The sequence below is a fragment of the Thermoplasmatales archaeon genome, assembly GCA_014361195.1.
In the GTDB taxonomy this organism is placed as follows: domain Archaea; phylum Thermoplasmatota; class E2; order UBA202; family JdFR-43; genus JACIWB01.
Genome location: JACIWA010000031.1, coordinates 1 through 712, shown reverse-complemented (window position 1 = coordinate 712; position 712 = coordinate 1). Strand labels below are relative to the sequence as shown.

The 712-nt window shown below is 66.3% G+C and carries 1 protein-coding gene; it reads right to left on the bottom strand.

Annotated features, from left to right (window positions below):
- Positions 1-712, bottom strand: a 712-nt coding sequence (locus H5T44_06445) for a hypothetical protein (protein ID MBC7081858.1), incomplete at both ends; no start/stop codon positions are given.

Genomic DNA, 712 nt, shown 5'->3' with positions numbered 1-712 from the left:
AGGGTCTCGGCTGCCGTGGTGGCGTCCCCCTTCATGTAGGTGATGGCAACCTCTGCGGCGGTGCCGCCCGGGTTCTGTATGCTGATGTAGGGGTCGAAGCCGGGGCGGCAGGTACCCTCGGCGAAGTAGAAGACGGTGGAGGTTTCGATCGCTCCCACCACGTCGTGCCCGCCCGTCCATTTCCCCATGTAGTTGAAGTACATGGGGCGCTCGGCCACGATCTGCTGGCCGTTGGTGCATTCCACCCTGGCGCTGAAGTCATGGGCGGGATCGTCCCCGGTCCCCAGGGTGTTGCGGGGCAGGACGGTGGCGCGGGAGTTGGCGGGGACGGTTAGGGTCTCGGCTGCCGTGGTGGCGTCCCCCTTCATGTAGGTGATGGCAACCTCTGCGGCGGTGCCGCCCGGGTTCTGTATGCTGATGTAGGGGTCGAAGCCGGGGCGGCAGGTACCCTCGGCGAAGTAGAAGACGGTGGAGGTTTCGATCGCTCCCACCACGTCGTGCCCGCCCGTCCATTTCCCCATGTAGTTGAAGTACATGGGGCGCTCGGCCACGATCTGCTGGCCGTTGGTGCATTCCACCCTGGCGCTGAAGTCATGGGCGGGATCGTCCCCGGTCCCCAGGGTGTTGCGGGGCAGGACGGTGGCGCGGGAGTTGGCGGGGACGGTTAGGGTCTCGGCTGCCGTGGTGGCGTCCCCCTTCATGTAGGTGATGG